This is a genomic window from Actinotalea sp. JY-7885 (genome assembly GCF_014525465.1).
GTDB lineage: Bacteria > Actinomycetota > Actinomycetes > Actinomycetales > Cellulomonadaceae > Actinotalea.
The window spans coordinates 1-1,857 of sequence record NZ_JACEXH010000305.1 but is presented as its reverse complement, the minus strand read 5'-3'; the positions used below and the strand labels follow the sequence as shown (position 1 = coordinate 1,857).

At 78.1% G+C, this 1,857-nt stretch carries 2 protein-coding genes; both read left to right on the top strand.

What is annotated here, in order from left to right; translation table 11 throughout:
• On the top strand, positions 1-1,037 hold a 1,037-nt coding region (locus tag IDM29_RS16575; RefSeq protein ID WP_223148439.1), incomplete at its 5' end, for a hypothetical protein.
• Positions 1,038-1,220: 183 nt separating this feature from the next.
• Positions 1,221-1,856 (top strand): hypothetical protein, encoded by a 636-nt coding sequence (locus tag IDM29_RS16570; RefSeq protein WP_188037824.1) that lies wholly within the window; start codon positions 1,221-1,223, stop codon positions 1,854-1,856.
• The last annotated feature ends 1 nt before the right edge of the window (position 1,857 follow it).

The following is a 1,857-nucleotide window of genomic DNA, read 5'->3' as shown; positions in this document are numbered from 1 at the left end:
GGTCGCCCGAGGCGGCCGGGCCGACCGGACCCGAGGTGGCGATGCCGCTCCAGGCCGAGAGCGGCGTGGGCCGCATGGCGGCGGACTCCCTGTGGGTCGGCGCCGGCCGCACGGTCTTCACGTCGCAGGGCCTGCCCACCGAGGCGGGCGTGGCGCCGGCCTGGGGCCTCGACGCCTCGGCGGTGCTGACCGCGGAGGCGGTCGCGGCGGCCGCCGCGGCGCTCGGCGTGAGCGGCACGCCCGAGCAGGTGGACGGGACGTGGAGCGTCGGGCCGCGCGACGGGTCCGGAGCCGGCGTGACGGTCCACCCGGACGGGATGGCGACGCTCAGCTACTACGACCCGGCCAAGGACCCGTGGACGTGCAGCGCGGCGGCCGTCGACGGGACGGCCGAGGGTGAGGTGACGACCCTGCCGGCGCCCTGCGAGCCCGGGGACCTCGGGCCTGCGCCCTCGGGCGACGCGGCGGCCGCCGCCCTGCGCGAGACGCTGACCGCGCTGGGCGAGGACTCGGGGGCGTACGAGATCGTCGCCGAGGAGCTCGGTGACGAGGCCTGGACCCACGTGACCGCCCACCGGGTCCTCGACGGGCTGCGGACCGGCCTGACCTGGAGCGCGTCGTTCTCGGGCGCCGGGATGCAGTCCCTGTACGGGTCCCTCGCGCCCCTCGTCGACCTGGGCGAGCTCGCGGTGGTGAGCCCGGCCGAGGCCGTCGAGCGGCTCACCGACCCGCGCTTCGGCGGTGGCGGCGGCGGTTCCTTCCGCACCCTGCAGGGCGGGGCGGCGGTCATGGCCGAGCCGATGCCCACCGAGCTGGCGCCGCCGTCGGCGCCCCCAGCCCTCGAGCCGGGCGCGGCGATCGCCTGGCCCGTCGAGGAGGTGAAGATCACGGACTTCCGGCTGGGGCCCGCGCTGCACCTGCTCCCGAACGGGGCCGCCGCGCTGCTCCCGACGTACGAGCTCATCAGCGACGACGGCGCCGTGTGGACCGTCCTCGCGGTCGCCACCGAGCACCTCGACCTCTCGCCCCTGGGCTGAGCGCCCGCGCCGACCGCCGCCTCACGCGCACACCGCGCGGCGGCGGTCGGCGCCGCCCGGGATTGTGCGGGCTCGCCAGGTCCGGCGTAGGTTCGGTGCCGCGCGCGGTGCCGCACGGCCGCGCGTCGACGCCCCGCGCCGGGGCGAATCGTGGCGGCTCGGGCGTGGACGGAGGTGGACCGGATGGACAGCGGGCGACCCCTGACCCGCCGTGAGCTCCGGGCAATCGAGCGCAGCCGGGCCGCGGCGGACGAGGGCGCGACCGAGCCACCGGCCCTCCCGTCCGTGCCGAGCCCGGCGCCCACGCCGCCGGACGACGCGCGGTCGGACGACGCGCCGTCGACACCCGGGCCGCCGACGCCCGTGCCCCCGACTCCCGTGCCGCCGACTCCCGTGCAGTGGTCGCCGGTCGCACCCGACGACGACGTGACCGTGGAGCTGCCGCTCTGGCTGCTCGAGGCGGAGCACGAGCGCGAGGCGCAGCGACGTGAGACCGGCCGCGACGGTGCCGACGTCACGGCGCCCGCCGCGGCGCCCGTGACGGCGACGGATGACCCGCCCGCCGCCACCCCGGACGCCGGGACCGTCCCGCCCGGCGAGCCCGAGCCCGACGCCTGGGACCTTGCCGTCGGCTGGTCGCTGCGCCACGAGGCGCCCCGCCGGCTGCCGCCCGAGCCCGAGATCGACGACGTGCCCTCCTCCGAGAGCTCGGCGGCTCCCGCGAGCTGCTGGTCAACCTCACGCGGCGCGAGATCAAGGGCAAGTACAAGCGCACGGCGCTCGGGCAGCTCTGGTCGCTCGCGAACCCGATCGCCCTGAT